Genomic DNA, 24,105 nt, shown 5'->3' with positions numbered 1-24,105 from the left:
CTTTTTCTAATACCTGGCCTTTAATCATTCTTTTTCTGTGTGTTTATGTAACGGTCCGAGACATCAAAAAAACAAAAAAACTTCGGCGCAAGCCGAAGCATTTTGACTGTGACTCTTTGTATCCTGGGACCCAGTATAACACCGGCGCCGTTTTATTGTTGGTCCGGCAGACGTAATGCGTTTGCTGAAGTTTGTGCTTGGTCTAAAAATTCTTCTGCTCGGGTTAATTGCTGCCGGGCTTTCTCCAACGCTTGTGAATCTGTAGCCGCATTGGATTCATTGACCGAGCTTATGGCCTGATTTAAAGCCGTTTGCACCTCAGAAACTGCGTTAGATGCATGCTGCTCCAGTGCATTTCCACTCGAGTTTAGTGCACCTTCTGCCGGTTTTTTTGCGTTTTCGGTGGCTAGATCAATCTTGTTTTGATTTGGCACAGTGAGCCCTCCTCCCTTTTGTAAACAACAATAAGTATCGGGTTAACAATTTGTTTATATTCCTGTGACTGTATGGGAAAAATCGGTCTTGCATCTACTTAAATCCATTACAGTATAAGAACCGATTGGATGGAAAGTCTAACGTTGATGAGAAAAGGAGGTGATCATTTCTCAATGAATAATCCAACGCTAGCGCCGCACGAATCGATGGAACTGCATGAAGCATTAAACTTTAAAACGCTGTGCCTCGCTAAATCAAAACTGATGCAAGGCCTGGTCTTTGACCAAGAGCTTAAAGCCTTAATGCAGAAAGACGTAACTCAATCCATACAACAGATCGCCGAGCTGCAAGCCATTTACGCGAAAGCTCCTTTCCAAGCGCCTGTTCCGAATAGTCCGACACCTATAACACATTAAGGGGAGTTCAAATGAATACCGATTATTTAGACCCGATTAATTCATTAAATATGCCGGAAATGGCAGATATGACTTTTGCCATGGACTTCCTTGTTCGTGCCAAGGAGGGTGTGCGTAATTTGTCCATCGCCCTTACGGAAGCGGCTTCACCAGATGTAAGAGCCCTGCTGCGCAATCACCTCAAGCAGGGGATTGCAATGCACCAGGAAATCACGGAGCTCATGATTCGTAAAAAATGGTTCCATCCTTACGAGCTGAACGAACAATATCAACTCGACCAGCTTTCAGCTAACAATACGGTGATGATCGGGCAGATGAATCTGTTCCCGGGTGATACGTCACGTAAAGGAATGTTTGATCGGACCCCAGATGAACATATTGGAGGACACCAAGCATGAAGGCGGTAACGTATCAAGGAATTAAAAATGTCGTGGTCAAAGAGGTTCCGGATGCAAAGATTGTGAAACCGGACGATATGATCGTAAAGATCACCAGTACCGCCATCTGCGGTTCTGACCTCCATCTTATTCACGGGATGATCCCCAACCTTCAGGAGAACTATGTCATCGGACATGAGCCGATGGGGATCGTAGAAGAAGTAGGCCCCGGCGTGACAAAGGTAAAAAAAGGTGACCGTGTAATCATCCCGTTCAACATCGCATGCGGAGAATGCTTTTTCTGCAAAAATCAACTGGAAAGTCAATGTGACAATTCCAACGAGCACGGGGATATGGGCGCATATTTCGGCTACTCGGGAACGACCGGCGGATATCCTGGGGGACAAGCCGAGTATTTACGGGTTCCGTTTGCAAACTTTACCCATTTCAAGATTCCCGAAAGCTGCGAACAACCGGACGAAAAGCTAAGCTTGATCGCTGACGCCATGACTACGGCATTCTGGAGCGTAGATAATGCTGGCGTAAAAAATGGAGATACGGTCATTGTTCTCGGATGCGGCCCTGTTGGACTCCTCGCTCAGAAATTCTGCTGGCTGAAAGGAGCCAAGCGGGTCATAGCCGTAGATTATGTCGATTACCGCTTACAGCATGCGAAGCGAACGAACAATGTCGAAATTGTAAACTTCGAACAAGATAATAACATCGGCAACAATCTCAAGGAGATGACCAAAGGCGGCGCCGATGTCGTGATTGATGCGGTAGGCATGGACGGCAAGATGAGCGATCTTGAATATTTAGCCAGCGGTTTGAAACTTCAGGGCGGCACCATGAGTGCATTTATCATTGCGTCTCAGGCTGTTCGCAAAGGCGGCACCATCCAGGTCACTGGAGTATACGGCGGACGTTATAACGGATTCCCGCTTGGTGACATCATGCAGCGAAACGTGAATATCCGTTCTGGACAAGCTCCCGTTATTCACTACATGCCGTATATGTACGAATTGGTTACGTCTGGCAAAGTAGACCCCGGCGATATTGTTACGCACGTCATTCCACTCAGCGAGGCCAAGCGGGGTTATGAAGTGTTCGATACGAAAACGGACAATTGCATTAAAGTTATCTTAAAGCCTTAAATATGGAGATACGTGGGAGGACAATCCGAATGAATTCCAATTACGCATTGCATGAGATGCTCGAGGTACATGAAATAGCTGCATTCAAGACGGTTTGTATGACGAAATCCATGACCATGCAAGCTCTGGTAACCGCCCCCGAACTGATGCAAATTTTGCAGCAAGATGTGACATTATCACAACAGCAGCTTCAGGAACTCGGTGGAGTGCTGTCTAAAGCGACTGTATAGGAGATAAAAAAATGAACCCAATACTAGAATACATGTCAGGCCTTCATACGATGACTGATGACGTGATTGCAATGGACTTTTTGATAAACGCCAAGAGTGCAGTCAGAAATTACGCGATGGCTGTGACCGAATGTGCTACCCCCGAAATCAAGCAAATTTTGATGAAACAGCTCGATGAAGCCATAGACTCTCATGAAAAGATTTCAAATTACATGATGCAAAATGGCCTATACCACCCTTACCATATTTCAGAGCAAATTCAACTCGATCTGAAAAACATTCAAACGGCTATGGACATACAGTCCTGATCCCGCTTAACTTAGATATTCGCCGAATCGGCAATCTCACGATGTTACTGACTATTCTGGCAATCGGTATAAGTTCTTGTCCTTTGCTGAGGATAAGAACTTGTACCGAGAAAATAAAAAAGCCGCTGAAAAAGCGGCATTCAAGGAAATATGTTCTTGTCCCAGAAGAGCCTGTATAGTTCAATACTCCCCTTTTATCACAAAGTACGTACCTCGAATTGTTCCAGCCAGTTTGGACTTTTGTCTGGCGAATTTAAACTTCTTTTCTTCCAGATCCTGAGGCACGTCCATTCTCTCTGAAAGCTTAAAACCAACGGCACGTTTTTTGGGGTCATCCACCGTATACAAGACATTGACTGCTAGACCATCCTCATAAAAGACAAAGGCCCACCTGATATTTTCCACTTGAAAGCGGGATGTCTCCAATGGTCTGGCCGCAAACTCAATACCACGTTCTTCTTTCAAAATTCGACTTACATATTCCAGCGTCTCTTGGCTCTCGCTGGCGGGTACGACCGTAAATTCATGCTTATATTTGTTCATAAAATAACGAGCTTCATTTGCTCGCAGGCCAGCAAGCTCTTCTGCAACAGGTGAAGATTCAAGACCAACGGTGGACACATTTTTAAAATCTACGCTATCGGACATGCTCGCTCCTCCTTTAATTTCATTTATTTCTTCACAACCGGAATCCACATTTCACCGAATACAAGGCCGTCTCGATGTTCCATCTCAACAGTTGTATTGGGCCCGCCAACATAGGCAAAATCGTCAGCTGCTGGCAAGACTTGACCAAAAGCGATACCGGTCAGCTTGTTACTCAACTCATCAGCCGTCTTCCCTTCCCCTTTAACGACGAGATATTGTCCCTTGGGGAATTGAATTACTCTGTGTTCTTCTTGTAATGATGCTTCTGTCATAACACCTGCATAATACATCATCTTATGATTTACTGCCTCGCTCACGGCAAAGATATAGTCGTTTGTTGCGATAGCCTTTAATTTGTCCAGCGTTCCATCCTGCGTCACAGTCTGCCAAAACGCCATCTTTTCTTTGTTTATACCCACGTAGTCCGTGTAATCGCTCTTCAGCTCCGTTCCGATACCTAACACAATGAAGCCGTCTTTTTCCTCAAGAGTGTATGCTGACATTATTCAAGCTCCTTTTATGAAATGGATTTTTCAAGGGATGCACATTGTCATGTTTCTTTAAAGATTTGTTTTTCCGCTTGATACGTTTATAATAGCCATAAATCATGTCAAAATATGATACTGTTTAGAGGGTCCCTATGAAAAAAGTGGAACGGATTAACATAATCATGCGGTATATCAATAACCGTGCTCATTTTACCATTTCGGAGATCATGCGAGAATTTAACATCTCTCGATCAACGGCTATTAGAGATATTCGGGAAATTGAAGCCATGGGCATGCCTCTTGTGGCCGAAGTAGGAAGAGACGGGGGATATTTTGTCATGAACAACTCTGTCCTCCCGACTGTCCGCTTTACGGATAATGAGATTAAAGCGCTGATTATTGCATTCATGGCTACCAAAAATCAACAACTCCCTTACCTCAAAAGTCGTCATTCTTTAGCAGAAAAATTATTAGGTCTCATCTCGGAAAGTCAGCAGGATGATCTCGTTTTGTTAAATCAGGTTCTTTTGTTTGAGGGGACCAACCCCCACAATCCTGATCTGCTTGATTTGTCTGATTTGCCCCATCCTATGTTGGAACAACTGATTCAAATTATTCTTGCAGACCGCTATTTATTGCTTTCCACGGAGGAAGCCGATGAAGTAAAGTCATATCCCATCTATTTGTTACATCTTTATCGTGAAAAAAACGCATGGCAAATCGAAGGCTTTGATCTTGAACAGCACCAGAGGCGCATTATTCCAGTCGACCTTCTCACAGATGTCAAACCCTATCCGGGGAAAAAAAGAATCCATCCAAAGAAGATTGCAGAGCGATTAAACAAACGGGAAGAAGCCATCAACCTTGTCTTAGAACTCGGGCCAATGGCGATTGCGCAGTTTAAAAAATACCATCCCTTAAAAATTTCAATGGCATACACCAACCCTTTTCAGACTACGGCAATTTTAAAGACTTTCATCAATGTTCAGCATAAGGATGAGTTAGCCGAAATTACAAATTGGCTGCTTTTCCTGGGTCGGGATATCCGGATCAGGGAAATGCCCAAAGAAGTTATGGAAAGTATTCATGCAACGATGTTTTTCTTATTCGGGGAATCTTAAAGCTCTTGATCCGTAGCACTACGGCTGCGCCTTTCATATTATTTAAATGGTACCCAAACGGATCGTGTCCAGGCAATTTGCATGCCGACTCGTTCCATATTGTTTTGACTGGAGCTGCCAAAACTTGCTTGAGCAACGACCAGTTCACAGTTCGCTTTATATGCTTCGTACATTCGCCACATCAGCAGGGCGGTTTGTAAACCTTTTTGTCTATACTCAGGAGCGGTTGCGGCTAATGTGAAAGAGGCAATATTGCTGCCGCTGCCGATATGCATAACAGCAACAGCGGCTGGTACGTCATCCCATGAGGCTAAGAATAATTTCCAACCGGGGCGATGAAGCAAACCGATATTGTTATTTACAAAATGATGTTTATGTATGATATCCATCCCGGACCCGACACAATGTATGCCTGCAAAGAGATCAAAATCCGCCTCATCTTCAATTGCACGAATGGTTATATTGGAAGGCAGCTTTGGTAATTCGCCTCTTGGCAAACCATACAGAACGGAATGAAAGCTGTCTTGATATAATCCTTTTTCAGCTAGTCGCCTTAACATTGCAGGATTAGTGGCCGCAGGATTGACATCTAGCTGAAATGCTCTATTTCTTTGATCATAGAATTCAATGATTTCTTCCAGCTTGTCAGTATCGTCCTGCGTGAAGCCCTTTACTGAATTGAATAAACCCCAAGGCATCGTTTGGATATAAAAAGCAGTCGTATCTCCGAGTTGCTTAATCTCCACTCCTTCCGGATTGCCGCTTCGTTCGCCAATGGATCTGATCCTTGAGGTCAAGTAATCGGTTTCACAATTCACAATACGTTTAGCGAGTTGTTCGTTAATAATGGGCAATTTCACTATTGCTCACATCCTCTTCATGTATTCATTCCAGCTTAAAATGATCAGCACTATGCTTAATAGGCATTTTGGCTATCTCTACCAATGTCATATTACTATTAAATTGAAACGAATGTCCAAAGATTCTTCACGGTGTTCCGTTGCTTGGGAAGCATATGTTCATATTGAAATCAAAAAAGAGGCAGCTTTTGTCAATAAAGCTGCCTCTCCTGTTCATCCATCCAACATAAAATAGGGTTCTCCGGAATGTAGAAACCCTATATGATCACTGCATTCCGGCGAGCTGCAAAACATCTTCCAGCTTCAATGTTCCAACAACTTGATACCCTTTATGATCTCCCAGTGGTTTAATAATGACTGTTTCCATACTCGCAAGTTCCCCTAAACCCACACCTGAAGGAAAAGAGTGAGCTACAATCAACCGGTTAGAACCCGCTTGAGGTGTTTGTCCAACTTCATTTGTAAATGCTTGAAGTGTACTGTTTACACTTTCAGTGTTTTGCATCTGACTGAGTTTATATATATTTAACCAGAATGCATTTACCTTTACGTCTTGTGTGCCAAAAGCAATCTGGGCGGTTTGGATCGTTCTACATAGGGGGCTTGCCTCTACGGGAAAAAGGACGGGGATATTCAGTTTTCGAATAGCATTACCATACTTCTCTGCCTGTTCCCTTCCAAGTGCACTTAAATTTCGCTGTGTGGAGCAATCTGCCAGACTGAAATTTTGCTGATCTTCCCCCACGGTTGCATCCCCGTGTCGAACATAAAGGATGTAACCACCTTTTTGGAGATCATTTATGAGAGAAGCTCCGGAAATTTCGGAGGCATCAGCTGTATAAGATGCTCCAACGATCAGAAAAAGACTCATGAACAAAACGCATAAACGGTACATGGAATTCCACCTTTTTTCTTCCTACGTTCCCCCTTATTATCCATTTTTATTCCAGCATTCCGATTTCTTATTGATTGCTCATCACGTGCAAATAAAAGTTCAGATCGTTTTCTAAATGTTTTTTCATCAATGCTTCTGCTTTCTCTCCATCTCTGGACTTAATTGCACTATAAATTTCCTCGTGTTCATCAATAAGATGAGGACGATTATAAATCACAACTGTTTTACGGAACAGATAAATAATAGCCTGCATCCGATCTATAATATCAATCATGAGTGGATTATTACTCGCTTTTACAATATCGTTATGAAAACTTTCGTTGGCTGACATGATCTCGTCCTTGGTCCCCGATCTCCCGATCTCCACATACTTGTACAGTTCCTCAATCTCATTGTCTTTCAGGAAATTCGCCGCGCATTTGGCCGAGTACCCTTCTAACAGTATACGAACATTAAATAAATTACGTAAATCCTTCTCGGTAGGCTTGACTACTCTCTTCTGAAGAATTAATCCTTCGTTCTCAAGCTTGCGTATCGAATCCCTGATGGGTGTTCTGCTCACTCCGAGCTCGGCAGCCAGCTTCTCTTCAACGATCTTCGTACCGCTAGGAAGATCACCATTCAAAATCTTGTCTCGAAGAATTTCGTAACACTGGTGATACGCCGGTCGCGAACTATTATTTTCATGCACTAACTTCACCTCAGTTTCATTTCTCATATCAATATAGTACCAAATTATGTTCATAAAAGCATTCCAATATACGAGGCTTCGCAATAAAAATATACGAAAACTCAAAAATTGTATACAAAATAAGATTTTAATGTATACAATTTTATATTTTTAGTATACAATGAAAACGCAAACAGCGATGTAAGCGGTTGCTGACAGGGTTTCAGGCTCTAGTTTAGAAAAGGTTTAGGAGGACAACATTATGGCTAAAAAAGTAGGTTTTATCGGACTGGGGATCATGGGCAAACCAATGGCTCTAAATCTTAGAAAAGCAGGACATGAATTAACCGTGAACGATCTTAATCAGGAAGCGGTTCAGATATTAATAGACTCTGGTGCTGCTGCAGCTTCTACGCCAAGAGAAGTCGCTGAAAACTGTGAAATTATTATTACGATGCTCCCTGCTTCTCAGCATGTGCAGGCTGTTGTTTTGGGTGAGCATGGCATTTTATCTGGAGCAAAAGAAGGCTCTATTATTATCGACATGAGCTCCATCACTCCTGCTGTATCCATCGCTCTGGCAGAAGAAGCGGCCAAAAAAGGAGTTGGCTTTCTGGATGCGCCAGTTAGCGGCGGGGAACCTAAAGCTATTGATGGAACTTTGGCAATTATGGTGGGCGGTAAAGAAAGCGTATTCGAGCAAGCCAAGTCAGTATTGTTTGATATGGGGACGGCAGTCACTCTCGTTGGGGATAGCGGATGCGGAGTTACAGCGAAGCTCGCAAACCAGATCATCGTTAACTTGAACATTGCTGCCATGTCCGAAGCGCTCGTCCTTGCAGCGAAAGCGGGTATAGATATCGAGAAAATGTACCAGGCCATCCGAGGCGGTTTGGCAGGCAGTGCAGTTCTGGATGCCAAAGTTCCGCTGATTCTGGAAAGAAACTTTGCTCCAGGGGGCACGATCGCGATTAATATGAAAGATATCACTAATGTCATGGAGACAGCACACGAGATTGGTGTACCTCTTCCCCTATCCAGTCATCTGTTAGAGATGTTCCATGCACTGAAGGTTGACGGGAAATTGATGCATGACCACGGCGGGATCGTGCAGTATTATGAAAAATTAGCGAATGTTGAAGTAAGGGGTCTTGATCATGCAAAACAATAATCGATCTGTTGAGGAAGTGTTCAATAACATACCTTCTGTAGATACCTCCCTTGTTCAGCAAATGATTGAAAAGGAACTTCAACAATTCGATCACAAAATTATCGTGCTCGATGATGATCCAACGGGTGTGCAAACGGTACATGGTGTATCGGTCTATACGGATTGGTCACTGGAAAGCATCGACAGAGGTTTTAAGGAAGAGCATCCCATGTTCTTCATTCTTACCAACTCACGCGGATTTACAGCTGCCGAGACAACAAAGGCACACCAGGAGATTGGTGCAAATATCGTTGAAGCTGCAAGGAGAAATAATCGCAAGTTTACGATTATTAGTCGTGGAGATTCCACATTAAGAGGTCACTACCCATTAGAGACGGAAGTGTTGAAGGATACAGTTGAAGCCAAGTCAGATATGCAATTTGACGGTGAGATCATCCTCCCCTTTTTCAAAGAAGGCGGACGCTTCACCATTGATAATGTTCACTATGTTCAATATGGTACGGAACTGGTGCCTGCTGGAGAAACCGAGTTTGCTAAAGATCGCACCTTTGGTTACTCCCGATCACACTTAGGCGAATGGGCTGAAGAAAAGTCGAATGGCCAGTATTCAGCAGAACATATGACTTACATCTCTCTTGAAAGTCTGCGCAGCATGAACATTGACCTGATCGAAAATCAGTTGTTGAGTGTTAAGGATTTTAATAAAGTCATTGTCAATGCGGTTGATTATACCGACGTACAGATCTTCACCATCGCTTTCATTCGAGCGATCCATAAAGGTAAGCATTTTATGTTTAGAAGTGCTGCTGCACTGACCAAGGTCATTGGAGGCATTAGTGACCGAAGTCTGCTAACGCGTGCAGAGATGATGAGTGACTACACCAATCATGGCGGATTAGTTATCATTGGGTCACACGTCCAAAAAACAACAGAACAGTTCGAAGAGCTGAAGAAGTCGAATGCAGTTGAGTTTGTTGAGTTTAACGTACATCTTGTTCTGGAACCTGATCAATTTGAGAACGAACTGAACAGAGTTGTTGAAACGACTAATAAATGGATTCTTGAGGGTAAAAATGTCGCTGTTTACACCAAACGGGAGCGATTAGATCTTGGAGAGGACAGAAAAGAAGATGAATTAAAGCTGTCCGTTCAAATTTCCGATGCCGTTACGAGTATTGTGAAACGTTTGGAAGTTCGACCGGCCTACATCATTGCTAAAGGCGGCATTACTTCAAGCGATATTGGAACCAACGGTCTTGAAGTCAAAAGAGCTACCGTTGCGGGGCAAATTCGTCCAGGAATACCCGTGTGGACCACAGGTAATGAAAGCAAGTTCCCGGGCATTTCCTATGTCATCTTCCCTGGTAACGTGGGTACCAAAACGGATTTAAGAGAAGTCGTTGAAATGTTAAGTGCCAAGTGATTCAAGTACATGCTTAATATGACCCTTATGTATGGAGCAGCACTGGACTGTCTATTAGTATGAAAACAGTGCCCTCCCTGCATGCGGTCTTTTGGATCAAGACCAATCAGAAAAGAGGAAAACATATGCCAATTATCTCCGTTACCATTGGAGTTGTTCTACTACTCATCTTAATGATGGCCTTTAAGTTAAACGCTTTCATATCATTGATTATTGTCTCTCTGGCTGTTGGAGTGCTGGAAGGAATGACACCGATTCAGGCTGTTGAGTCCATCGAATCCGGTTTAGGTGGAACACTTGGTCATTTAACGATGATTATCATCTTTGGAGGTATTCTCGGTAAATTAATGACCGATTCCGGCGGCGCACAGCGAATTGCAACAACGATGATCAGCGCTTTTGGCCAGAAACGAACGCAGCTGGCAGCCGTTATTACAGCAGCTATTGTTGGAATCGCTTTATTTTTCGAAACTGGGGTAGTTGTTTTGATCCCGTTGGTATTTACCATCGCCAGAGCTGCACGTGTGCCTGTTCTGTATCTTGGAATGCCTGTCATTGCAGCCCTTATAACGATGCACGGATTTGTGCCTCCGCACCCGGGTCCAACAGCTGTTGCTAATGTTTTTGGAGCGAATATCGGATTAACGATGATCCTGGGCATCCTGATTGCAATCCCTGCATTTATCCTTGCAGGTCCTGTGTACACCAAGCTGTTTAAAAAAGAAGCCTTGCAGATTGAAATCCCCAAAGGGTTATTTGATCCAAAGGAATTCAAGGAAGAAGAGCTGCCTAAATTCGGAATCAGTCTTTTCACGGCACTTCTACCCGTCATTTTGATTGCGCTGCAAACGATTGTGCATATTTTTGCACCTGGATCGGTAATCTCACCAGTGACTGATTTTATCGGTAATGCTAATGTGGCTTTGTTGATCTCTGTCATTGTTGCCATCTTCACGTTTGGATTGAATCTGGGCAAAAAAATGCCGGAAATCATGAAATCGCTGAGTGAGTCAGTAAGCGGCATCGGTATGATTCTTCTCATCATTGCTGGTGGCGGTGCGTTCAAGCAAGTATTGATTGACAGTCATATTGACCAATATATTTCCGATCTTATGGCAGGCTCCACTCTTTCTCCCCTCGTACTGACATGGTTGATTGCAGCCATCTTGAGAATTGCTGTTGGTTCTGCAACGGTAGCTGGTATGACAGCAGCTGGTATTGCCGCACCGCTAGTTGCCGCAACGGGGGTCAGTCCGGAACTGATGGTTCTGGCAGCTGGTGCAGGTAGTGTGACGTTCTCCCATGTAAATGATGCAGGCTTCTGGATTTACAAAGAGTATTTTAATCTGAGTATAGGCAAAACGATAAAAACCTGGTCCGTCATGGTAACGATTATATCCTTGGTAGGACTTGCGGGTGTTCTGATTTTGGATATGTTTATGTGATGTATTACCTAACCTAGAAGTGCAGAAAGAGTCGAAGCAGAGATCATCTCGCTTCGGCTCTTTCGTGTTTTCGGTCAATTCCCGCTCGTATTTCGGTTGTCAGGAGCAGCTTACTCTTCATGACCCTTCATATAATCATCATATAGCTGCTCAAAGGTTGCAAAACGTTTAACTTCCCTGCCGACCTTATGATACTGATCCAGATATTGATCCATTACTTCAAGGAATCTCTCTTCCATGACAGGAAGATCACTTGCATTAAAGTATTGCATCAGATCAAATCTCTTCGTGCCTTTTGTCATAGCCATTTCATCAAGATACTCTTGTGCTCCAAAAGCTGAAAGAAAGACGTAGGCGGCATCATTCGTTGTAACACTGTTTACGATTTTGTTACGATAGTTGCACCATAATTCCTCGTACGTTCCTCCCAGATTATCAAAGCTTGGAGCGGGTTTAACGATAAACATATCACACAGAGTGCGATGTAACATCTCAACGCTTTTCAACATATTAAAGGATGCCATTCGGATTTCTTCAATAGTGTGAGCTTCAATAATTGACATGTATAAGGATTCAAGATCATTCGGTACATAACGAAGCGATTGGATTTCCTCCAGATATCGCTTGATGCCTCGCTGGATACATGTATTATTCATGCTAACCAGGGCATGAACCAGATTGTACAGAACATTGGCAGAAGCCTGACGCACTGAACCGATCTCTTCACCCAGCATGGTGTCGCTGTATGCTTGCTTGGCCTGGTCGATCCATTCCTTTGCCCGGTTAAGACATGTTTCTCCAATCGGGGCTGCAAGTGCATCAAGAGCTTTTAGCCGGAAATCGTTCAATCTCTCCAAGTCTTCTGGCGCTGCATAATAGAGAATTTTTAAGTTGGTCAAGCTCGATACCGCGGGACTTTCCAAGGTGGATTGCGCTCGTATTCTTGTATCCCATGGTGTGCAATAGATGTCATATCCAACGTCCTCCAGAATGAAGCAATCGGATATTCCCCATCCCCGATCTGTATGATTAATAATAATCAGATCAAGATCACTCTTCTCATGAAAATCCCCCGTGCTAAATGAACCCGTAAGCCCAATAATGGCGATATCATCGGGAAAATCTCTTTTTGCGCGTTCAATTACCATGTTAATCAGCTGTTCATTTTTGTTCTGCAGCTTCTTCTTTATCATTTCGTTCATTCGTTACACCCCTTTTATAAAAGCTGCCCGTTTCTCTTCCCGGCAACCTTAACTTGAGTCTAACGATGCAGCAGTGTGGTGACTATGTATAAGTTGATTTAATCCATCTTTGCACAAAAAACCGCTAAACCGTCGATACGACCATTTAGCGGATGACATTAGCTCTTTTTATAAACAATTTTCTTAATGCTTTCGTAGGATAAAAAATACTGACTCGCCAATTCTTCTATGCTGAGCCCATTGCGAAATAACGATTGAATCTCCGCATTTCGAGCAGATACCCTGCTCTTGCTATGTGTTTTCTCGCCCCATTTCAGATGGGCCTCTTTGGGTTTCGGGATATAAATAAGTTCACCTTGAACGTATTCTTGAATAGTTCGCAGCAGTTCTTCAGGAAGAATAGATTCGGCATTGGAATATTTCATGGGCCTCACTCCTTATTTAATGGATCAATAAGGTGCAAAGCCAGTTATTTGAATACTAGGATTCAACGTTGGCAATATGGGTTGTTACTCAGCTCTACACAAAGCATTGCCATATCGTTCACTGGCTTTGCATAGAGCCAAGCATGTAAGAACCCCACTCCGATTTCTTTCACCAGACTCACCTCCCAGATTAATGAAAACTTCTTGCTATATAAGTTGAACTAAAATTTTACACCATCCACTCCAATTTGCTCATCAATCCAGACACATTAGTCAGATATCGTCTATCGCTCATGGCAAGTGGAAAGTGCAAGTCTGCCACCCTCTACTGCGAGCGCTAACGATCAGGAGAAGCCTTATTTCGGCATATTTGGGCTTTGGAAAATTCTAACGATCCCCAGAGACGCTATTCTGCTGAAATCAGCTTGATCAGGCTCATTTTTCAGGATTTCGAATGGAATAAGCTTCCTGGAGATCGTTAGAATTCAAATGTCCCCGATTCAGGGAAAATAAGCTCTATGGAGATCGTTAGCCTTCCCTCTTCGACTTAAACAGCCTACCAAGGCTGGTATCTTGCCCCATTACAGCGATCTTTGACGATCATGGATCGTTAAGCGGCATAATGTCGTTTCTTTAATTCAATTTATATAGCAAAATGAAAAACCTCAGCTCGGTTAAACCAGCTGAGGTAGCGTTCTAATTCCGTTAATAACGTATCAGGCGCTTTGAATAGCCTTGATGACTTCCACCTTTTTTTCCCCTGCTGTTTTCGCTATCTCTAATGTTGGATTATCCTGGATAAACACGATCGCACCAGCAGCCAGCATGGATACGGCTAAGACTGCGCTGAGGGCTATGGACATTTTCTTTTTGACCATAACGATTACCTCCAATGTAGATAAGATTTTCATTTTCCGGTTCAATAACATGAATCCGCAAGCAAGTTTCTTACACTAAATAACAGCATTTCTCTTTTATTGTTGGATAATGCACTTGTTTACTGCATTATATCGTAATACCAATGATTGTAAAAGGATTTTTATTCCTGCGGGATCAATTGAGAACAAGCCATGCATTGCAGTGTGTATTTCCATTAAATCTTACTAGCGAATTCACCATATAAAGTGGTTGTCCAGTTTCAGTAGTTTTTCAGAAAAAACTTCGTTGGCTCGGGTAGGTATTTGATCCTTTCGTCGAACGAGAGAAAAGTTTCTCTCCATCAGAATACCCGGAATAGAAATTTCTTTAAGCACTCCTGCGGACAGCTCCCTTTTTACAACCCAGCGAGACAACATCGCGATGCCTAAACCAGAGAACACGGCTTCCTTCACGCTCTGACTGCTGTTAAACACATATGAACGGCTTATGCGTAGTCCCGTCTGAGCCAGAAATCGGTCACTAACAGATCTGGTTCCCGAACCTGTCTCGCGAAGTACCCATACTTGATGCTGCAGCTGCTCCAGATCGATATTCATAGACAAGCTTAGCGGATGTGCTTCCGCAGCCACGATAATCAATTCATCCTGCATAAATGTTGTCACATTCAAGTCAGGAGCTTCAACGTCTTCCTCAACCAAACCAAAATCGATATCACTACGTCGAACAGCTTCAATAACCTGGGACGAATTTCGGATGAACACTTCCATGGAAACGTCGGGGTACTGCTTGGCAAAGGATGAGAACAGGCGAGGAAGCACATATTCTCCAATAGTAAAGCTTGCTCCGATCTGTAGTGACCCACTTACGTTATCTTGTAACCTGGCTATATCCAATTTCACCGATTCATACAGATTCAGCATTTCCTTGGCACGCACATAGAGTAGCTCTCCTGCTTCCGTCAATTTGACCCACTTGGGCGAACGATGCATTAACTTCACATTAAATTCCTTCTCCAATTTCCGAATCTGCGAACTAACACCAGGCTGTGACATGTGCAATATTTCTGCTGCTTTTGAAAAATTACGCTGTTCAACCACAGTGACGTATAACTTCAAGCTTTCAACAATCATGGTGAAGGTCTCCTTTTCTCGTTTAGATAGCTCTAATTCATTTTCTATTTCATACGGCTTCAATTCATTTAATAATTAGTTTTTATTATGATAAGCATTTCATTCCTGTATTTCTCTTCTGAATCATAACTAATTATAGTTATACATGAGCACGAAATAAAGGAATCGGATGTGATCTGCATGAGTCAAATTTACGTTTTACAGCAGGAGAACCACAAGGAAAAACGAGGCTTCCTGTCAGGCATTGCCTTAACACTCATCCTGGCGCTGGTTGCCAAATATGCAGCCAGCTTCCCATTGCTAAACATGATGGGTCAGCTCGTGCTCGCGATCCTGCTTGGTATGATCTGGCGGGCCATTCGCAATGTGCCTGAGCATATGGTAAGCGGCATTTCTTTTTCCTCCAAAAAGCTTCTACGATATGGAATTATTCTGCTTGGCATGCGATTGAACTTACGTGATATCCTCCATGCAGGTCCTAAGGTTGTTGTAATCTCCATTCTAAATGTTGCGATAACGATATTTGTTGTGTACGGCATTGCAAAATGGTTCAAGGTTGAAAAAAACTTGGGGCTGTTAACGGCATGTGGAACAGGCATCTGCGGCGCGGCAGCGGTTGTTGCCATTGCCCCTCAAATTAAAGCCAAGGATGAAGAAGCAACAATCGGTGCGGCTACCGTAGCCATTCTAGGAACTGTTTTTACAATCGCCTATACGCTTCTATATCCCTTTCTGCACTTGTCTTCATCAGGATATGGCATCTTTGCAGGAGCGACGCTGCACGAAATCGCTCATGTCATTGCAGCTGCGGAACCTGTGAATAAAGAGGCTGTGGATCTGGCAGTCATGGTAAAATTAACACGTGTTGCCCTTCTGGTTCCGGTTGCTATGTTGATGGGATTCTGGTCCAATCGTCAGTCTCATTCTAACGATACGGGGAACAGCAGGTTGAATACGAGAAGAAGTTGGAAAGCTCTGCCGATTCCTTGGTTTATATTGGGTTTCCTCATAATGAGCGCAGTGAATACGATGCATATTATCCCACATGATCTAACCAATCTCATCATTGTTACTGCATATTTGCTTATTGCTATGGCGATGGCTGGTCTGGGTCTTACTGTAGATACAGCCTCGTTCCGACAGAAGGGTTTAAAGGCTTTTGCGGCCGGTTTTATTGGCTCTGTGATTCTTTCCCTTATGGGGTATGCATTGATCCGAATGTTTGGGCTTGGCTGATGAGGGCGATTAATCTGTCAATTCCAGTGCCTGAATGCTAAAAAACCGTTGATCCGAAAGGGATAAACGGTTTTATCAAAGCGACTCGATTCTCTGTCTATTTTAATCTAAAACGGTTATGCGCATATTTTTTTACGAGAAGAACAGCGCTAGATAGATAGGCCGCAGTCAGGATTGTTAAAACAACGGTTAATGCCCATAGTGGAGGTGCCCAATACATCGTCACAATAAACCCCAAAGTAATGAAGCCGTTTGCCAATGAGAATAAAGGACTATTTGTCTCTAACTCCACTGTATAAGGTTGAAACAGATAATATAACAATAGATGGTGTACTGAGAAAAATGCAGCAAGTGCAGCGGTTATAACCCAAATGGGAAGTAGTGCACTTATGTTTGCCCCTTCAGTTAGTATGAGTACAGGTATACTTAGCACAGCTGCTAAACATAAACCTAATTTTAGATTTAACTTTAATATATTTCTCAATCTTAACAGAAAATGCTGTTGCGCATGCTCACGGTAAAATGGATAACGCATCAAGGGTCTATCACAATGGTAGAAGAAAGCTCTGCAAATCTGGCTTCCTACAGTTAGATGCAGCATAACTACAATGAATAAAGGAGAAAATCTTGCAATGAATTCAACAGAAATATGATCTTTGAAGATCAGTGCCAGGAAAGATAATATGAAACCAATGACCATAATCGCGATTAAACGTCTGCGGAACGGTGCCCGAAAGAGATTAGCGTGCCTCTTAACAAACAGCGCGTGCATTTGCTCGTATCCCTTGTTGCTTAGGGTGCTCTGTTCACCGACATAAAGGTTGGCCAGATCATTGTCTTTGGACTGAACCAATCTTTGCTGAAGATCGGCCATCATAATTTCTGTGTTCAACAATGGATCAGCATAATTTGTTACTGCACGCACTGCGGTTGCATAATCCGTATGTTTTAGCAGCGCATACCCAGCGACAATCCCTGACAGCAATATCAATATTACAAGCCATCGTTGATCAAATACCGCAGCTCCAAATGGAGGAATGCTCCATTGCGTTAAGGGAAGATAAGCAGCAGTCAGTGTAAGTAACATGGTCAAACTCATAAGCCATGTTTTTCGGACAAGAACGATGCCTTTCCATTGAAACAGCTGCAAATGAAAGAATTCGCACAGCACTCGCCAAAACGTCATGATTCCTACGACCATCCATGCGTGAATGATCGAAAAGTTAAAAAATACCGAAATAAGGGTAAATACAAAGCCATGATACAAGAAAAACGTTGTATACCTGTTTAAGAGTACAGCCCGTATAAACCGGTTTGGATTCATTCGCATAAGTCGAACAGCAGTATACTTCATCTTGTTGGATTCCAACACTTTTGCACCAGTTACCCCGCCCATTATGCCACTGATGCATAAATACATATGAAGAAGAAGTGTAAACCGCTCCGTATCCGGCCCTTCCGTCCATAACAGTATGGGCCATACGAGTAATACCCCAAAGTAGAGTATACTTTCGAACAAACCAGCACCAAGTCTTAAAATTACGGCGATTGCACCTAATATACGTTTCGTGCGAAAAGCAGCATACGTTTGATCACGGATTAACGAGCCTATAACCGGTAAGCTTTGCATGAAATATATTAAACGGTTGACTAGCGAAATCACCTGTAGCTGCCACATGCGAGAAATCGTACTAAAGATTCCCTGCATCGGCATTCTCCTTCTGAACATATTGCCCGTTGTCATCTCGCAATAACTCAATAATTTGTTCTTCAAAGTCGGGTTGCGTAAGGATTTCAGGTGAAATTGGAGTCAAACTGCCATGATTTAAAATAACTAATTCATCACACAGATCCGTTGCCAATTGTAAGATGTGCGTGGAGAAGATGAGAATATGATCCTTTTTCATATCACGCAGCAATTGTTTCATCTCGCTTGCAACGATGACGTCGAAGGAGGTCAATGGTTCGTCCAACAGAATCACCGTAGGTTTTATGAGTAAAAATAACAGCATTTGAACTTTATTTTTCATTCCGTGCGAGTAATACTTAATGAGCTTGTGTCGGTCATCCTCCGCAATGTGCATCATATCGAACAAGGCATCTAGATCCGTTCCTCGCTCTTCGATGACATCAGCATTAACCTCAATAAAAAAACGTACAAACTCATATCCCGTCAGAAATTCTGGCAGCATAGGCAGAGAATATACGTAACCTACGTCATGCATCTCTAAATTACGGGTTGTCGCTTCATGAACAAGTTTCATCGTACCGTTATCTGTTGGAAGCTCACCACTTAAACAATTAAACAATGTTGTTTTTCCAGTGCCATTTCGTCCGAGCAGACCATAAATCTTACCCTTTTCAAATTATAATCATTAATGAAAAAATAATACAACAAATCTTATTTGTATTCTTTTTCGAACAATGTAATTCCTTGTATTCACACAAAAAAGAATACCTGGCATAGCAAAAAAAGTCGCTAAAATAGCGACTTCAATGAGGATTTTGCGTGTGTCCTTCAATACGTATGATCGGATTCCAGTTTAATACAAATACCCTAATAAATCTAAAGCTCCTTTATTCCACTCTTTATTCCCAACGTTCTTTACCATTAATTCGTTCAGTGATTCGCAGCCTATTCCTGTGGTGGTCTGAGATTCATGATCAATTTTCATCCATGTACACTGGTTTTCAACCGTTGTATACCCATTTTTCTCATATAAAGCCATGTGATCTGCAAATAATAAAATAAAATCGATATTCCTCTCTACTGAGAATTTATCAACCTCTAACAATAATGAGGTGCCTATTCCCGCAGAGCGAGCTTGATGTGAAACACATAAATCAATGATACCTAATATTCTCACAGGTTCTCCACCTAGATTCATCACTCTGTAGTCTAAACCAACCTGCCCCACAAGCTGATTATCGTGATTAAACGCAAGAAATCTGAAATGAGGCAGCTGTTTAAAATAAATTCGATCTGAAGGATAAACTTTGGGAAAACAGCTACTTAATAAATCTTGGAGCTTTGTTTCTAATTCCTTATCAATATCATATTCAAATACTTGTTCTATCTTCAAACGACCACTCCTTGCAATTTACAACTTTTGTACAACATAGATAAGATTCATGCCTGCATCAAGAGTGCCCGGTAATTTGGTGAATTCAATTTCCCTTTCAACAATCAGCTTCCAAAATTCCGGATCATTACGCGCATTCTCCAGGGCAGCATCTCCAGCTTGCGTGTATAGTCCGGCAGAGCTTCTCTCCAGAACCCTAACTGGAAACGGAGCAAGTAATGCATCCAATTCGGTGCTTCTCATCATATGAATGTAATGCTTGCTTGAAACGGGATAATGCTCTTCATCTTGAACCCCTGTGCCCATAAGCCACGTTGTTGCTTCCATCCCGAACTGGTCTTTTTCAAGACGTGTCCATTCACGGTCACCATAGTTATCATATCGGTTTCTTGGAATTTCGGGGTTGTAACTCATGAAAGCATCTCCCTCTACTATTTAGTTTTAAAATCGGAGCAATATCACTAATATCGCTTTCACTCATACAACCACCTCCTCCCAATCCGCTTGCACCTATTATACTGCGACCTGAGCTGATTATCATACTAAATTTTCCAAGACATGGTCGAATGGAATTAATTTGATTTACATGCTATAGCATGTTTTAGCTATACTGCATTGCCTTTTCTAAAGTCTGGTTAATCTTCTTGATTTAGAAGAAATGATACACAGATACAATCAAACTGAGTACAAACAAAACCAGTGCAGGAATCGCTTTTTGTATCGGATCCTTAGCCAGAACAATCAAGGTGAACGCTCCGGCAAGCATGGTTCCGCCTAACAGTACACCAGCCAATATCGCCGTGACGGGCATCCATATTCCCACGATCATGCCAACGGCCCCCACAATCTCAAACGAACCAGTCATAACGTTAAAAAATGATGGCAGTCCAAAACGTTTAAATTCATCCGCCATTTTACCTGAAATGATTTTGCTTCCTGTAAAAAGGAAAAAGATACCCAATAAAACTTGTAGAACTGTGATAAAAATGCTCATTGCTATCCTTCTTTCATCCAGTTGTACATATACAAGTTAAATATGCTGTAGCATATTTAGTAATCAACAATCATATTTAACAACTATATGCCATAGCATGTATTTTGTTATATTTCGTTCTAAAAGTCAAGACACGCCCTAGTAAAATGACGTAAAAAAAAGCCGCTATCATAGCGACTTCAGAGACAAATGTTTTAAAATGTTTCTCCAGCATTTCCGAATCCATTAGCGACCCGCCACCATATCCAAATACCCTCTCAGCTGATCTTTGGCATTCGACTGAGTAGTCCAAGCTCCCAGATTCCAGGTCATATATCGAAGCCCCAGGTAACGGGAAGCGATGGTGTACAATTGATTCCAATGATGATCTGTAAATTCTATGCTCTTAGCAGATAGTAAATCCCTATAGTCATTCATCTGTTCAGGAGTTCTACAGCGCATAGCGATGTCGAGGAACAATGAGCCGTATTTAGCCTCTTCCCAATCAATAAAGATGACCTCCGTATTTTGGCGAACCAGAACGTTGCCTGGGTTAAGATCGTTATGAATCAAGGTTTGACTGCTCTGATCGTTTAATACATGCTGTATGTCCTTTAAAATGGCATCTGCTGCTGATTCCACTATGGGTATATAGTCGCCAAAAAGCGCAATAAAATGTTCATATTGTTTAGCTGCTTGCCACTGCGGCTTCCAATACTCGCCAATCATTTTTTCAACATAGCGAGTGTCTATCTCGGGCAGCCAGGATAGTGCTTTTTTTTGACCGAAATTTGAGATATGAATGTGTGATAAGGCTTTTATCTCACTTTTTTGAAGCAATCCAATGTCTAAGTTTGTATAGTCTGTTTGGTAATCCACATCCTCTATACAGAGAAGAGATCGTTCCTCTGCTTCCAAGTGATCAGAAACAGACCAAGATGACAAAGAAAAAGGTACATTTGCTTTTTGTGAGTAAAGCCATGTCAGCACCTGCTGTTCGATCCGGGCAGCTTGTTTTGAAACAAGAGATATACTTGATATTTGATCGGGTATCTTGAATTGTACATGATGACGCATCAAACGCACGGCCTGTGTACCCGAATGTATAGGCGTGGTTTCGATGTTTAGAATTTCTGCTGCAGGATGTATATATTCTTTTATTGTGCGCTGCAAAAGATTTTGAAGCTCATGATTTATTTCCATCTATTGCCCTCATCCATTCATAAAGTCAGCTCACTAGAAATATACCTGATTCAGGAAAATATATCTACTCCACGTCAACCGGGTGCTTTAATTGATCTTTATAGTAATCGATATAAAGCTTACCGTTACTCCCTATAACTGCATAGAAAACATCACTGATCTGTTTCTGATGTGACCTGAGCTGCTTCGTTAACTGGTCTTGGGAAACCTGACTTAAGCTCATATTATCTTTCAGTAATTGTCCGTCCATAATGATTTCGATGGGTAGTTGTTCCTTTGTTTTGTCTTTTTTGTGGATATCCTGCATCGTCACTGTCCTGAATTGCTTTTTCTTCATGACTGAAATTTGGCCGTTAACTTCTAATAAGGCGTATTCGACCTCGTTAATATCAAAAACCTCTTTTTGCCTGAGTGCCTGGTTAAGGGAATCCATAGTCATTTTGTTTTTGGACAGATTATGCTCCAATATCTTTCCGCCTTCAATTAACACTGTAGGAGATCCTTCTGCTAACAAACGGATTTTTCGACTTCGGAGGTTTAATTTAGACAGTAAATACGATGTCCCGGTAAAAACAACAAGGGAAATGATGAGATGGATCACCTCCATTTTTTCGTTAAATGCCAGATTCGCTGCAATGGCCCCCATAATCACAGCCGTAACGAAGTCATGAAAATTCATATTGGATAATGTTTGTTTACCAAGTATTCGTGCAATGACCAATAAGAGTAGAAATGCTGAAATACTTCGGATCAAAATAATGAAATGATCGTACAAAAGGATCACCCTTTCCTTGAAACTCAACTTCGGATTTTCCTAAAAGTATGTACATACCAGATTCAAAATATAATGTGTACACATGATTCTCAATTAAACTCAATAGTCAGTACACCATAGCTTTGCTGAAAATCATTTTTAAATGTGCTTGACACCGTACACGGGCGGCATCTGACGATGCTGCTTTTTTGCCTTTAAAATCATGAATTTTCTATAGAAATAAAAGCAAGTTCCTCTTTTTTCGCTGTATCTGCCTTTATTCATCTATGTAGCTTCGTGTTTGATTTATATATGCTTATATGGAGGCTGAATTTTCTATAGCGGCCAAAATAAATAAAGGAGAATTTTTTCGTGAACTCAAATATTGCTCTTGTAAGGAAGGATAACGCTGAGTTATCGTCTTCCAAACGTTTTCCGTGGATTGAGCTGCTGGCCTTGGCCATGGCCGTATTCATCTGCATTCTTACAGAAAGCCTGCCTGCTGGATTGCTGCCGCAAATCGCAAAAGATCTCGGAGTCACAGAAGCACTCGCTGGACAATGGATTACGCTCTATGCGGTTGGATCACTTCTGGCAGCCATTCCTTTAACAACAGCTACCCGAGGCTGGAGACGTCGCCCGCTTCTGCTGCTGTGTATCGTTGGCTTTCTTGTATTTAATACGATCACCGCACTATCTTCCGTTTATATGCTTACACTCGTGGCGCGTTTCTTTGCAGGTGTCTCGGCAGGAGTTCTGTGGGGAATGACAGCTGGTTATGCACGGCGCATGGTGCCTGATGCGCAGAAGGGTAAAGCGATGGCTGTAGCGATGATGGGCACCCCGTTGGCGTTGGCGCTGGGCGTTCCCTTAGGCACTTTTTTAGGTGCTTATACAGGATGGCGTCTTATATTTGGAGCAGTATCGTTGTTAACGGTAGTCCTTATTGGCTGGTTACTCTGGAAGGTACCGGATTTTAAAGGAGAGACTGCAGGTGAACAGCTCCCGATTCACAAGGTGTTCCTGATGCCGGGTGTACGACCGATTCTGTTTGTCGTGCTTGCATGGGTGTTAGCTCATAATATTCTATACACTTATATTGCACCGTATCTTGCGGAAACTGCGTTATCTCAACGCGTGGATTTGGTTCTTCTTATTTTTGGAATAACCTCGGTTGCTGGCATTTGGGTGATAGGTCTGCTGATTGACCGCTTTCTAAGAATACTGGTTCTAATCAGCATCACGGGCTTTGCTTTGGCTTCTCTATCCTTGGGCCTGGGAATGAATCAACCGGCTATCATCATTATCGGGGTTTCTGTATGGGGACTCACATTTGGCGGAGTTGCCACTTTGCTGCAAACAGCCATTGCACAAGCCGGGAGGGAAAATGCAGATATAGCCCAATCCATGCTGGTTACAACATGGAATGTGGCCATCGGCGGGGGAGGTATGATTGGCGGCTTATTTCTCGAATGGCTTGGAGCCGGCTTTCTTCCAGGCACATTACTGCTCCTCTTGATTCCCTCTTTGCTTGCGGTATGGCTAACAAGAAAGCATGGCTTTCCTTCCTGAAGGAGCC

At 42.6% G+C, this 24,105-nt stretch carries 28 protein-coding genes; 11 read left to right on the top strand and 17 right to left on the bottom strand.

Annotated elements, in window-relative coordinates; genetic code table 11:
* Window positions 1-152: 152 nt before the first annotated feature.
* On the bottom strand, window positions 153-434 hold the full coding sequence (locus ACQSGY_RS24265; RefSeq protein WP_289372655.1) for a hypothetical protein: 282 nt from the start codon (window positions 432-434) through the stop codon (window positions 153-155).
* 174 nt (window positions 435-608) lie between these two features.
* Here ACQSGY_RS24265 and ACQSGY_RS24260 point away from each other — a divergent pair, with 174 nt between their 5' ends.
* The 5 genes from ACQSGY_RS24260 to ACQSGY_RS24240 are packed head-to-tail and all read left to right on the top strand — an operon-like array spanning window position 609 to window position 2,920.
* Window positions 609-851: a spore gernimation protein GerQ gene (locus ACQSGY_RS24260; protein WP_145402172.1), complete on the top strand. Its 243-nt coding sequence runs from the start codon at window positions 609-611 to the stop codon at window positions 849-851.
* 11 nt (window positions 852-862) lie between these two features.
* Entirely contained in the window at window positions 863-1,249 is a 387-nt protein-coding gene (locus ACQSGY_RS24255; RefSeq protein WP_145402173.1) for a spore coat protein, read from the top strand.
* Complete coding sequence (locus ACQSGY_RS24250; RefSeq protein ID WP_427181274.1) at window positions 1,246-2,382, top strand: zinc-dependent alcohol dehydrogenase; 1,137 nt, start codon at window positions 1,246-1,248, stop codon at window positions 2,380-2,382. Before ACQSGY_RS24255 ends, ACQSGY_RS24250 begins: the two co-directional genes overlap by 4 nt.
* 29 nt (window positions 2,383-2,411) lie before the next feature.
* The gene (locus ACQSGY_RS24245) at window positions 2,412-2,612 is read left to right on the top strand and encodes a hypothetical protein (RefSeq protein WP_427181273.1); all 201 of its coding nucleotides are present in this window, start codon (window positions 2,412-2,414) and stop codon (window positions 2,610-2,612) included.
* Between the two features lie 11 nt (window positions 2,613-2,623).
* Complete coding sequence (locus ACQSGY_RS24240; RefSeq protein ID WP_427181272.1) at window positions 2,624-2,920, top strand: spore coat protein; 297 nt, start codon at window positions 2,624-2,626, stop codon at window positions 2,918-2,920.
* A 180-nt stretch (window positions 2,921-3,100) separates the two neighbouring features.
* Here ACQSGY_RS24240 and ACQSGY_RS24235 read toward each other — a convergent pair whose 3' ends face one another.
* The gene (locus ACQSGY_RS24235) at window positions 3,101-3,568 is read right to left on the bottom strand and encodes a phage tail protein (RefSeq protein WP_427181271.1); all 468 of its coding nucleotides are present in this window, start codon (window positions 3,566-3,568) and stop codon (window positions 3,101-3,103) included.
* Between the two features lie 23 nt (window positions 3,569-3,591).
* Window positions 3,592-4,071, bottom strand: coding sequence for a GyrI-like domain-containing protein (locus tag ACQSGY_RS24230; RefSeq protein ID WP_427181270.1), 480 nt, complete (start codon window positions 4,069-4,071; stop codon window positions 3,592-3,594).
* Between the two features lie 137 nt (window positions 4,072-4,208).
* Between ACQSGY_RS24230 and ACQSGY_RS24225 the strand changes: the two genes are divergently transcribed.
* A complete protein-coding gene (locus ACQSGY_RS24225) occupies window positions 4,209-5,177 on the top strand; it encodes a helix-turn-helix transcriptional regulator (protein WP_427181269.1) in 969 nt (322 codons plus the stop codon).
* A gap of 38 nt (window positions 5,178-5,215) precedes the next feature.
* On the opposite strand, the gene ACQSGY_RS24220 is transcribed toward ACQSGY_RS24225, so the two are convergent.
* The 3 genes from ACQSGY_RS24220 to ACQSGY_RS24210 all read right to left on the bottom strand — a co-directional run bounded on the left by ACQSGY_RS24220 (window position 5,216) and on the right by ACQSGY_RS24210 (window position 7,650).
* Window positions 5,216-6,037: a GNAT family N-acetyltransferase gene (locus tag ACQSGY_RS24220; protein ID WP_427181268.1), complete on the bottom strand. Its 822-nt coding sequence runs from the start codon at window positions 6,035-6,037 to the stop codon at window positions 5,216-5,218.
* A gap of 265 nt (window positions 6,038-6,302) precedes the next feature.
* Window positions 6,303-6,908, bottom strand: a complete 606-nt coding sequence (locus tag ACQSGY_RS24215; protein ID WP_427181267.1) for a histidine phosphatase family protein — start codon at window positions 6,906-6,908, stop codon at window positions 6,303-6,305.
* Window positions 6,909-6,999: 91 nt separating this feature from the next.
* The gene (locus tag ACQSGY_RS24210; protein WP_289376905.1) at window positions 7,000-7,650 is read right to left on the bottom strand and encodes a GntR family transcriptional regulator; all 651 of its coding nucleotides are present in this window, start codon (window positions 7,648-7,650) and stop codon (window positions 7,000-7,002) included.
* Window positions 7,651-7,864: 214 nt separating this feature from the next.
* Here ACQSGY_RS24210 and garR point away from each other — a divergent pair, with 214 nt between their 5' ends.
* From garR to ACQSGY_RS24195, 3 genes are all read left to right on the top strand, one after another.
* Complete coding sequence (garR, locus tag ACQSGY_RS24205; protein WP_427181266.1) at window positions 7,865-8,773, top strand: 2-hydroxy-3-oxopropionate reductase; 909 nt, start codon at window positions 7,865-7,867, stop codon at window positions 8,771-8,773.
* On the top strand, window positions 8,760-10,196 hold the full coding sequence (locus ACQSGY_RS24200; RefSeq protein WP_427181265.1) for a four-carbon acid sugar kinase family protein: 1,437 nt from the start codon (window positions 8,760-8,762) through the stop codon (window positions 10,194-10,196). Before garR ends, ACQSGY_RS24200 begins: the two co-directional genes overlap by 14 nt.
* A 125-nt stretch (window positions 10,197-10,321) precedes the next feature.
* Entirely contained in the window at window positions 10,322-11,641 is a 1,320-nt protein-coding gene (locus ACQSGY_RS24195; RefSeq protein WP_289372679.1) for a gluconate:H+ symporter, read from the top strand.
* A gap of 110 nt (window positions 11,642-11,751) precedes the next feature.
* On the opposite strand, the gene ACQSGY_RS24190 is transcribed toward ACQSGY_RS24195, so the two are convergent.
* From ACQSGY_RS24190 to ACQSGY_RS24175, 4 genes are all read right to left on the bottom strand, one after another.
* Window positions 11,752-12,843, bottom strand: coding sequence for a nucleotidyltransferase domain-containing protein (locus ACQSGY_RS24190; protein WP_427181264.1), 1,092 nt, complete (start codon window positions 12,841-12,843; stop codon window positions 11,752-11,754).
* Between the two features lie 158 nt (window positions 12,844-13,001).
* A complete protein-coding gene (locus ACQSGY_RS24185) occupies window positions 13,002-13,268 on the bottom strand; it encodes a CD3324 family protein (protein WP_111270944.1) in 267 nt (88 codons plus the stop codon).
* A gap of 716 nt (window positions 13,269-13,984) precedes the next feature.
* A complete protein-coding gene (locus tag ACQSGY_RS24180) occupies window positions 13,985-14,146 on the bottom strand; it encodes a hypothetical protein (RefSeq protein ID WP_427181263.1) in 162 nt (53 codons plus the stop codon).
* Between the two features lie 234 nt (window positions 14,147-14,380).
* Window positions 14,381-15,277 (bottom strand): LysR family transcriptional regulator, encoded by an 897-nt coding sequence (locus ACQSGY_RS24175; RefSeq protein ID WP_427181262.1) that lies wholly within the window; start codon window positions 15,275-15,277, stop codon window positions 14,381-14,383.
* 180 nt (window positions 15,278-15,457) lie between these two features.
* Between ACQSGY_RS24175 and ACQSGY_RS24170 the strand changes: the two genes are divergently transcribed.
* The gene (locus ACQSGY_RS24170) at window positions 15,458-16,513 is read left to right on the top strand and encodes a YeiH family protein (RefSeq protein WP_427181261.1); all 1,056 of its coding nucleotides are present in this window, start codon (window positions 15,458-15,460) and stop codon (window positions 16,511-16,513) included.
* A gap of 97 nt (window positions 16,514-16,610) precedes the next feature.
* Here ACQSGY_RS24170 and ACQSGY_RS24165 read toward each other — a convergent pair whose 3' ends face one another.
* From ACQSGY_RS24165 to ACQSGY_RS24135, 7 genes are all read right to left on the bottom strand, one after another.
* Window positions 16,611-18,221 carry a hypothetical protein gene (locus ACQSGY_RS24165; protein WP_427181260.1) on the bottom strand — a complete coding sequence of 537 codons (1,611 nt, stop codon included), beginning with the start codon at window positions 18,219-18,221 and terminating at the stop codon, window positions 16,611-16,613.
* Entirely contained in the window at window positions 18,205-18,864 is a 660-nt protein-coding gene (locus ACQSGY_RS24160) for an ATP-binding cassette domain-containing protein (protein ID WP_427181300.1), read from the bottom strand. Before ACQSGY_RS24160 ends, ACQSGY_RS24165 begins: the two co-directional genes overlap by 17 nt.
* A 192-nt stretch (window positions 18,865-19,056) precedes the next feature.
* Window positions 19,057-19,596, bottom strand: coding sequence for a GNAT family N-acetyltransferase (locus ACQSGY_RS24155; RefSeq protein WP_427181259.1), 540 nt, complete (start codon window positions 19,594-19,596; stop codon window positions 19,057-19,059).
* An 18-nt stretch (window positions 19,597-19,614) separates the two neighbouring features.
* Window positions 19,615-20,010 carry a hypothetical protein gene (locus tag ACQSGY_RS24150; RefSeq protein ID WP_427181258.1) on the bottom strand — a complete coding sequence of 132 codons (396 nt, stop codon included), beginning with the start codon at window positions 20,008-20,010 and terminating at the stop codon, window positions 19,615-19,617.
* A gap of 235 nt (window positions 20,011-20,245) precedes the next feature.
* Window positions 20,246-20,596, bottom strand: a complete 351-nt coding sequence (locus ACQSGY_RS24145; protein ID WP_427181299.1) for a DoxX family protein — start codon at window positions 20,594-20,596, stop codon at window positions 20,246-20,248.
* A 219-nt stretch (window positions 20,597-20,815) separates the two neighbouring features.
* On the bottom strand, window positions 20,816-21,772 hold the full coding sequence (locus ACQSGY_RS24140; RefSeq protein WP_427181257.1) for a phosphotransferase: 957 nt from the start codon (window positions 21,770-21,772) through the stop codon (window positions 20,816-20,818).
* 64 nt (window positions 21,773-21,836) lie between these two features.
* Complete coding sequence (locus tag ACQSGY_RS24135; RefSeq protein WP_427181298.1) at window positions 21,837-22,556, bottom strand: DUF421 domain-containing protein; 720 nt, start codon at window positions 22,554-22,556, stop codon at window positions 21,837-21,839.
* A 342-nt stretch (window positions 22,557-22,898) separates the two neighbouring features.
* Between ACQSGY_RS24135 and ACQSGY_RS24130 the strand changes: the two genes are divergently transcribed.
* The gene (locus ACQSGY_RS24130) at window positions 22,899-24,098 is read left to right on the top strand and encodes an MFS transporter (protein WP_427181256.1); all 1,200 of its coding nucleotides are present in this window, start codon (window positions 22,899-22,901) and stop codon (window positions 24,096-24,098) included.
* Window positions 24,099-24,105 lie beyond the last annotated feature (7 nt).

Source organism: Paenibacillus sp. TC-CSREp1 (genome assembly GCF_050171015.1).
In the GTDB taxonomy this organism is placed as follows: domain Bacteria; phylum Bacillota; class Bacilli; order Paenibacillales; family Paenibacillaceae; genus Paenibacillus; species Paenibacillus silvae.
The sequence above is the reverse complement of the archived record's forward strand: the minus strand, read 5'-3'. Positions and strand labels throughout refer to the sequence as shown.

What these genes read in the sequence shown, in the direction of transcription:
- ACQSGY_RS24260 (WP_145402172.1), top strand. Translation starts at nt 609, where the DNA reads ATGAATAATCCAACGCTAGCGCCGCACGAATCGATGGAACTGCATGAA.
- ACQSGY_RS24255 (WP_145402173.1), top strand. Translation starts at nt 863, where the DNA reads ATGAATACCGATTATTTAGACCCGATTAATTCATTAAATATGCCGGAA.
- ACQSGY_RS24250 (WP_427181274.1), top strand. Translation starts at nt 1,246, where the DNA reads ATGAAGGCGGTAACGTATCAAGGAATTAAAAATGTCGTGGTCAAAGAG.
- ACQSGY_RS24245 (WP_427181273.1), top strand. Translation starts at nt 2,412, where the DNA reads ATGAATTCCAATTACGCATTGCATGAGATGCTCGAGGTACATGAAATA.
- ACQSGY_RS24240 (WP_427181272.1), top strand. Translation starts at nt 2,624, where the DNA reads ATGAACCCAATACTAGAATACATGTCAGGCCTTCATACGATGACTGAT.
- ACQSGY_RS24235 (WP_427181271.1), bottom strand. Translation starts at nt 3,568, where the DNA reads ATGTCCGATAGCGTAGATTTTAAAAATGTGTCCACCGTTGGTCTTGAA.
- ACQSGY_RS24230 (WP_427181270.1), bottom strand. Translation starts at nt 4,071, where the DNA reads ATGTCAGCATACACTCTTGAGGAAAAAGACGGCTTCATTGTGTTAGGT.
- ACQSGY_RS24225 (WP_427181269.1), top strand. Translation starts at nt 4,209, where the DNA reads ATGAAAAAAGTGGAACGGATTAACATAATCATGCGGTATATCAATAAC.
- ACQSGY_RS24215 (WP_427181267.1), bottom strand. Translation starts at nt 6,908, where the DNA reads ATGAGTCTTTTTCTGATCGTTGGAGCATCTTATACAGCTGATGCCTCC.
- ACQSGY_RS24210 (WP_289376905.1), bottom strand. Translation starts at nt 7,650, where the DNA reads ATGAGAAATGAAACTGAGGTGAAGTTAGTGCATGAAAATAATAGTTCG.
- garR (WP_427181266.1), top strand. Translation starts at nt 7,865, where the DNA reads ATGGCTAAAAAAGTAGGTTTTATCGGACTGGGGATCATGGGCAAACCA.
- ACQSGY_RS24200 (WP_427181265.1), top strand. Translation starts at nt 8,760, where the DNA reads ATGCAAAACAATAATCGATCTGTTGAGGAAGTGTTCAATAACATACCT.
- ACQSGY_RS24195 (WP_289372679.1), top strand. Translation starts at nt 10,322, where the DNA reads ATGCCAATTATCTCCGTTACCATTGGAGTTGTTCTACTACTCATCTTA.
- ACQSGY_RS24190 (WP_427181264.1), bottom strand. Translation starts at nt 12,843, where the DNA reads ATGAACGAAATGATAAAGAAGAAGCTGCAGAACAAAAATGAACAGCTG.
- ACQSGY_RS24185 (WP_111270944.1), bottom strand. Translation starts at nt 13,268, where the DNA reads ATGAAATATTCCAATGCCGAATCTATTCTTCCTGAAGAACTGCTGCGA.
- ACQSGY_RS24180 (WP_427181263.1), bottom strand. Translation starts at nt 14,146, where the DNA reads ATGGTCAAAAAGAAAATGTCCATAGCCCTCAGCGCAGTCTTAGCCGTA.
- ACQSGY_RS24175 (WP_427181262.1), bottom strand. Translation starts at nt 15,277, where the DNA reads ATGATTGTTGAAAGCTTGAAGTTATACGTCACTGTGGTTGAACAGCGT.
- ACQSGY_RS24170 (WP_427181261.1), top strand. Translation starts at nt 15,458, where the DNA reads ATGAGTCAAATTTACGTTTTACAGCAGGAGAACCACAAGGAAAAACGA.
- ACQSGY_RS24165 (WP_427181260.1), bottom strand. Translation starts at nt 18,221, where the DNA reads ATGCAGGGAATCTTTAGTACGATTTCTCGCATGTGGCAGCTACAGGTG.
- ACQSGY_RS24150 (WP_427181258.1), bottom strand. Translation starts at nt 20,010, where the DNA reads ATGAGTTACAACCCCGAAATTCCAAGAAACCGATATGATAACTATGGT.
- ACQSGY_RS24140 (WP_427181257.1), bottom strand. Translation starts at nt 21,772, where the DNA reads ATGGAAATAAATCATGAGCTTCAAAATCTTTTGCAGCGCACAATAAAA.